The sequence below is a fragment of the Acholeplasma granularum ATCC 19168 genome (assembly GCF_000526235.1).
GTDB lineage: Bacteria > Bacillota_I > Bacilli_A > Acholeplasmatales > Acholeplasmataceae > Acholeplasma > Acholeplasma granularum.
Genome location: NZ_JAFR01000006.1, coordinates 318,817 through 326,094, shown reverse-complemented (window position 1 = coordinate 326,094; position 7,278 = coordinate 318,817). Strand labels below are relative to the sequence as shown.

Genomic DNA, 7,278 nt, shown 5'->3' with positions numbered 1-7,278 from the left:
TGTTTTTATTGACCTTTCGTGTTTTTATTGACTATGAAAATTAAAAAGTTCTGAACTAACATACATAAAGTGATTCAAAAACTAGTGTTATCGAAAGAAAAAAGGGATTATCTCCCTATTTTCAAATTCTATTAAGTTGATAACATTGTATCAACACTGTCGTGCTAATATGTGTGATGCTACCTATTTTAATACAAATTAGCACCCCATCATATTCTTTAGCACCCTTGCTAGATATATTAGCACCCCGTGAAAACTGCAAAAAAATTTAGAATCTAAATATCGAGCCTATAAATACTATGCTTTGGTATACCATCATAATAAAACACATAATAATTAGGTGGTGTAATTGTTTCTATGTGGATGCCACCAAGTTTATTAATAACACTTTTTGATGGGTAATTATCTTCAAGATTATATAATCGTGTAAATAGTAGACTAAACGTGTATCCAGTTAAGTAATCGTGTAACTAGTTAAACAGGATTTCCTTGCATCTGCGTCTAGAATAAGATTTTTGACTTCTACTTGACTATTGGATGCTTGAATATAGAGAGAAAAATCCCTTACTTCATGAAAAAAGGTCTTATACTAGGGCGAATTACTAATTCGCTTTCGTATCAGACTAATGCTTTTAATGTGCATGGCTGATCATATCCTTGAAAAAGAAAAAGCGATTCAGATCGCTTCTTCATTTCATTTTTCTTTTTTATCTTTTAGTTCTTTAGATTAGGTTTCTATTAAAAACAAAGGTCACATCATCGACTTGATTTCTTATTTCCTTTGAAATAGAAAAGATGAGTTGTCCAGCTGTAATAGCCTCTCCAGCTGAATAGGGTGGTTTGTAAATATGAAGTAACAGTTTATTATTTGAAACTTCAGCTTGTGTTAAAATGCGAAAGAGATTGGTATTTGAGCTCTCAAATCGTTTTAAGTATAAAATAGAATCTTCAAAAAAGGATGCTTCCAACTCTAAATCAACATTGAGAGCTACATAGGTTTCATAGTCTTCAATAAACCCGTCATTAATGGCCTCATCAACAACTGTTGGTCTGTTAGAATAAAGCAGTTTAACATCTTCAATTTCCGGTAGGACTTCAATGGAAAATGATTTCATAAAACCATTATATAAAACATAGATTGTGTGGGTTCCGACTATATTTGTATCAACAGGTGTCTTATAGTAATATCTTCCTGGATGAAGATATTCATTTTCATCTGTTTTAATATAGATTTCTAAATCCCAAAAATTGAGTTCATCGCCTTGAAGATAAATCCGTTGGCCAGGAAGATATAATCCCATTTCCTGATAATTTTGATTGGGCCACGGATTGAGTGTGTTATGAAAAGGAACGTCTCTTCTAAACCCGTCTAAATGAGTAATATGGAAGTGTTGAATGACTCGATTAACTGGAGTCAGAATCGTTTGATCAACACTTAGGATGAGTGTGTAATATCTTTCATCTGATGTTACAACATTACTTGCTAATTCCCCGTTAATCGCAACCTCGAGCGTTGTTTCATTTAAATAAAAGACTGAATCAACTCCATAAACTATTAAACTGCCGCTTCGGTATCCACCCACAATAATGAGTGCTTTTGTATCAAAGAAGTTTGGTTCTATGGTAATCGGAAGTTCTTCATAAAGGGTCGCAAGCTTTTCATTGCTATCGATAATGAGTGTTCCATTGATGTATGATTCATCCATAGATACATATAGTTCTTCATAATCAAGTAGATCAAAATGGATTTCCGTTTGATCGTATTTATCTGTAATCGTAATCAGTTCTTCTTTCGTTAATACATCTGAGACTTTAATTTCTTCTGCAAGTGAATATAGTTCAAGATAAATTTCTGGTGTATAGCTTAAACTCTCGACTATTTTCGGATAATCTTTAACTAGGTTGTCTTTATTTTTGTATGTAATAACAATTGAATTGGTAGACGTATAACTCTTTAGTTCATCATAAGACCATGATTTCTTTTTATGATAATCATCTTTCCAATCATCGATGGTGCTTTCCTGGTAGAAAAAAAGCATGCGGACGGTTGCGTAAGTATGGTCTGGATTATCTTTATTTTTGTCAGGATCAGCGATACACGCAAATAAAAGAAATGATAGCATCATTAAAAATGTTGTTAAGAAGATTTTTCTCATAATTTCCTCCTTGTTTCTCGTAGAGTGATTGACCTTTCTTTTATTTTACCTTATATATTGTACATTTTATTTGAATTGTGATAAGTTACACTAAATTAAAGATAAGATACAAAAAGTGTGTTTGTTTATACCATTCTAAAACATTGTCTTTGTTCATGTTTGTTTGTTTTGCCCTTAGATTAGAAAAAGATTTGACACCTAAGCATCAAATCTATTCATTTCAATCTGTGTTGGGTGACCTATTTTGATACACTAACGCACCCCTCTAAAAATCAGCGCACCCCTAGTGTTTTTTTACGCACCCCTTGTAAAAACCAGCGCACCCCCGAAATGGATGACTTTGTTAAGCCCTTTTAAATTCCAACAAAATAAAATCCGTTATATGATTTTGAAACCTCTAACCACTTTAAAAACTTATCATAGTCTTTGGGTTTCTCTTCTGTAATTTTATTTATGATTTTTTCAACATCATTTTCATTGTAATAATGATACCCATTAATATCAAATAATCTTTTTTCCGGATTATCATATGTACAATCATTTAATATTTTTCCGTAATATTTTACAAATAAATCTATATTATCAAGATGAATGTATAACGAATCATTCTCCCAATATTTGGCATTTCTTGTAGATAATATTTTCTTTACTGTAGTTTTCTTCGGCATTTTACAATACTGTAATTCTATGAAAGCTGTTGAATTATCATATAATCTTCTTCTTTCATCTTTAGAATTAAATTTAACAAACATAATATCAATCTCCTAATTATGGTTTTAAACAAGTTATTGGAATAACATATACTCCATCTTCTCGTTTATAACCAAACTGTGTTGCTGTAATTACTCCTAAAAAAGATGGTTCATTTTTAATGTTAACTTTATTCTTTAGTTTAAGTAGATTTTTTGCAGCTTCATCAATTTGTCTAGAACCTAGTTTAATTTCGAAAGCACCCCATCTACCATCATCTAAATGTATAATTGCATCTGCTTCTAGTCCATCACTATCTCGATAATGAAAAACTTCTCCGCTTAAATATTGAGAATAGACTCTCAAATCTCTTATTACCATTGATTCAAATAGTAACCCAAATGTCTCAATATCATAAATCAAATCATTATGTGAAGCGTTTAGTAAAACTGCTGATATAGCTGGATCAGTAAAATGTCTTACATGTTTTGTTCTAATGGTTGCTTTTGACCTTAATTTAGGTGTCCAGGCTGGTAAGTCTTCTATTACATATAATTCTTTAAGTGTCTTTACATATTCATTTAATGTTGTAATATGCATTGATTCGTTATTAGCTTTTACGTCAGCAAGTATTGTTTGATCACTTGCGGCTGTGGATGTATTTCTAGCAATTGATTTAAGCAATTCCAACACTTTATGTGAATCTCTTATTTTACCATCAACAGTTTCCATTTCCTCGCTTGCAATTAAGTCAACATAACTTTTATTTTGTCTAATAGCAATTTCCAAACTTTTATTAACGCTCTGTGGCCAACCACCTTTAACTACTAATTTAGAAATATCTTCAAAAGTTAAATTCGAAACAATGTTCTCATTAATTGCTCCACCAGCAAAAAGCGAAGCTAAACTAATAGAGCCATTAGAATTTCCTGATTCATAAAGAGACATTGTCCTCATTCTTATTCTTGAAATTCTACCAACACCTGAATGCATTATTTTGCTAGAATCAACATGTGAAGAACCAGTTAATATGAATAGTCTTTCTTCCCCTCTATTATCGACTTCTTGTCTAACCGCATCCCATATTTGGGGAATAGTTTGCCATTCATCAATAAGTCTAGGATTATCACCTACTAGTAAAGCCGATGGTCTTAGCATTGCAGTTTGTAAATAACTATCTCTATTGTCTTGATCTTGAAAATTAATCACACTTTTGGCTTTTTGTTTTGCAGTTGTTGTTTTACCACACCACTTTGGGCCGGTTATTAAAACAGCACCAAAAGCATTTAATTCTTCGTCTAATACTTTGTCAACAAGTCTTGGAATATATTTTTTCATATTGTCACCACCCACAACAATATAATATCACTATCTATACATAAAGGCAATAGATAACCGAAAGTTTATGGATGTTCCAACCGAAAGTTTATGGATGTTCCAACCGAAAGTTTATAGGTTTTTGTTATATAATTATTTTCTACAAATTTTTTACCACTTATTTATTAATTAAATGACTTGCCATAAGCATATTTATATTAAATAAAATACTAATCGTTAGATTGTTGGACAATCGTTAAATTGTAATAGCGATTTTAATAGTTTTATCTTTAAATTAATAAAAATAAATTAAGAATTAACATTTTCATTTGATTTTAGTTGTTTTTTAACTGTTTTTAACTAAAAATAATAAAAAAAGTCCAATACACAACGTATCAGACTAATGCTTTTGCTTTAGTTTTCTTTTCTTGGAGAAGATTCTAATGAACCCTCATATTTATTATATATTATTTAAAGATCGATTTCTATAATCAATAGGATTCGTTTTTAATTTTAGAACGATTCTAGTGTTGTTATAGTATTCAATGTATTCATCAATACCTTTAATTAATTCATCAGCTGAATTAAATTCATCTTCATGTCCATACCACATTTCATCTTTGATTCTGCCGAAAAAGTTTTCGGTCGGACTATTATCTAAACAGTTTCCTTTTCTACTCATGGATTGAATCATCCCCAATTCAATTAGTCTCTCTTGATATCTCGAATTTTGATATTGTATGCCTTGATCTGATTGGATCATCATACCCTCAATTTGATTCCCATGCTTTTGCTTCAATTGAGTCAGCATATGCATCACTTTATCGACCTTGGCATCTTTGGCTGCTACATAAGACAGAACTTCTCTGGTATTAAAATCAATAACTGGAGATAAATAAACTGCTGCGTTTTTAACTCTAAACATTGTAATGTCTGTACCTGCTTTTTCAAAGGGTCTTGTTGTTATAAATGTTTGTTTCATATGATTAGGCTTTACATATCCTTTATCCCCTTCATATGATGAGTATTTACGCCATTTCTTGCTTCTAAACTTAAGATATCCTTTGGCTCTCATAATCTCCAAAACTTTATTGTTTCCTATCTTATATCCTAAATTCTTTAATTCAATGTAAATCGCGTTGTAATGCTGTCTTTTTTTATGCTTCTTTAAATATAACTCATCAATTTTATCTTCAATTTCTTGATACTTATTTACCTTGTTTTTAATGACTGATAGATTGTAATAATAAACCGATGGTGCCATCTTTATAAGGTCTAGAAGGTGCTCTAATTTATGTTTCTTCCTTAACCCTGCAACAATTAAAACTTTATCCTTATTTGTTGCCCCTTCTAACTTTTGGGTTAAGGACTGCGATTTTTTTAAGTATTCTATCTCCGCTCGTAATCGTTCGTTTTCTTCTTTTAATTTCTTGTCTACTATGTTTCTTGCACGCTCATCTTTTAATACATAATTCTTTCTTGGATAGGTATCTTGTACGCCTGCTTCACCTTTGTTTTTATAGTTCTTAATCCAGTCTTGTAAAATGGTCGGATCTGTTAATCCAAAATCAAGCGCGACACTTCTAATTGATTCATTACCTTCAAGCACTCTTTTTATCGCCAATAGTTTGGTATCTCGATAGTATATCTTGCCTTCTCGATTCAAAAATACTTCTGAACCGAATTTTTTGTACAAATTGACATTGTACTTAATATTACTGACATCGTAATTATCATATGCTTGTGATATATGTGATAGTGATTTACCTTTCAGTAAATGTTCCTCTACCATTTTTAATTTCATTTCCTGCGTGATTCTCATAAAAAAAGTTCCCCTATCTTTAGATTGGTTATATTCATTATAACCTTTCTCCAAGATTTGGAAACTATTTCATGCTAATGTGGTGGAACCGATGGGAGTCGAACCCATGTACAAGACATTTCTTCTATTATAATCTACATGTTTATTTAATTTAATAGTTTAATACCGCTTAGTAAATTAACAAAATTGGCAAGTACGAGGCTAGTTATCAATTTTCATATCAGACACCTAGACATATATCTGATCATAACTTGTTTTACTGAGGCAGACTTTAAGTCACAAGTAAACTATAAAGGTGCCAAGCATTTTTACTTTATATTAAGCAAATGCTAAAGTTTGTGAATTGTTTCCGGTTATTATAAACCTCGTGTTTTTAAGTGCACTACCACTACATGCATATAATAGATTCATTGCCCTGGCAAATCCATAAACGGCCCCATTGCATATTTGATTATATATCTTTTAATCAAATTTAGCAAGTTTGTTTTGAACAATCGGAATACGTTGCAATGCAATATAAATAGGCGTTCCAATTATCGCAGCAATCACTGCCTCAGTTAAACCATTAAATCCAACAATAAAAATAATTACATCCATTACTTGATCAGTTTGAAAGACTTCAAAAAATGCACCATATGAAAATAATGCAACTGATCCTAGTACTAAAAATGTATGAATTAAGGTTCCTAATATAAATATTGAAGGGATAACTAATGATTTAAAATCATGTTTCAAATACATATAGATGTATAAACCTATAAAGATTAATAATAGTAAAGATGCTATTAAGTTGTTCCATATATCATCTAAATTATTAAATACAACAAAAGTACCCTCAAATATCGCAATAACAGTAATAATTGCAACTAAACCTACAACAATAAAATTACCATATTTTGTATTCTTAAGAATTTTAAATAATTTAAATAGATAAAATACCGCAAATACAAACAACACTCTCGGTAAAACACTTACTAGTGGATTAATAAAAGCTATATTTAATCCAACCGGATTCATTGCTGCCTGTATTAAACTTACCAATCCAAATGCTAGTCCAGGTATCCAAAAATATTTAAACGACAACAATACAGCTGCTATAAGTACGGGGATGTGCAAGATTGTAATAGGATTTCCAGGTACGATTGTGATAAATCCAATTTGTGGCACCATGCCCATTAAAAAAATTAGTGAAACAAAAATAGAAGTTAACACTAATTCAAAAGTTTCATTTTTTTTCATATTTTCTCCTTTTTAGGCCTCTTTAGGGTCCCATAAGTAACTTAATTATATCAT

At 30.9% G+C, this 7,278-nt stretch carries 5 protein-coding genes and 1 other RNA gene; all 6 read right to left on the bottom strand.

From position 1 onward, the window contains the following. Window positions 1-722 precede the first annotated feature (722 nt). Window positions 723-2,156: a hypothetical protein gene (locus tag G324_RS0101955; RefSeq protein ID WP_025724722.1), complete on the bottom strand. Its 1,434-nt coding sequence runs from the start codon at window positions 2,154-2,156 to the stop codon at window positions 723-725. A 353-nt stretch (window positions 2,157-2,509) separates the two neighbouring features. Then, window positions 2,510-2,908 (bottom strand): hypothetical protein, encoded by a 399-nt coding sequence (locus G324_RS0101950; RefSeq protein WP_025724721.1) that lies wholly within the window; start codon window positions 2,906-2,908, stop codon window positions 2,510-2,512. A gap of 16 nt (window positions 2,909-2,924) precedes the next feature. Beyond that, a complete protein-coding gene (locus tag G324_RS0101945; protein WP_025724720.1) occupies window positions 2,925-4,184 on the bottom strand; it encodes an ATP-binding protein in 1,260 nt (419 codons plus the stop codon). Between the two features lie 439 nt (window positions 4,185-4,623). Then, complete coding sequence (locus tag G324_RS07600; protein ID WP_051457511.1) at window positions 4,624-5,985, bottom strand: IS3 family transposase; 1,362 nt, start codon at window positions 5,983-5,985, stop codon at window positions 4,624-4,626. 80 nt (window positions 5,986-6,065) lie between these two features. Then, window positions 6,066-6,423: a transfer-messenger RNA gene (ssrA, locus tag G324_RS07825) on the bottom strand. Between the two features lie 24 nt (window positions 6,424-6,447). Next, a complete protein-coding gene (locus G324_RS0101935; RefSeq protein ID WP_025724718.1) occupies window positions 6,448-7,224 on the bottom strand; it encodes a hypothetical protein in 777 nt (258 codons plus the stop codon). Window positions 7,225-7,278: the final 54 nt, after the last annotated feature.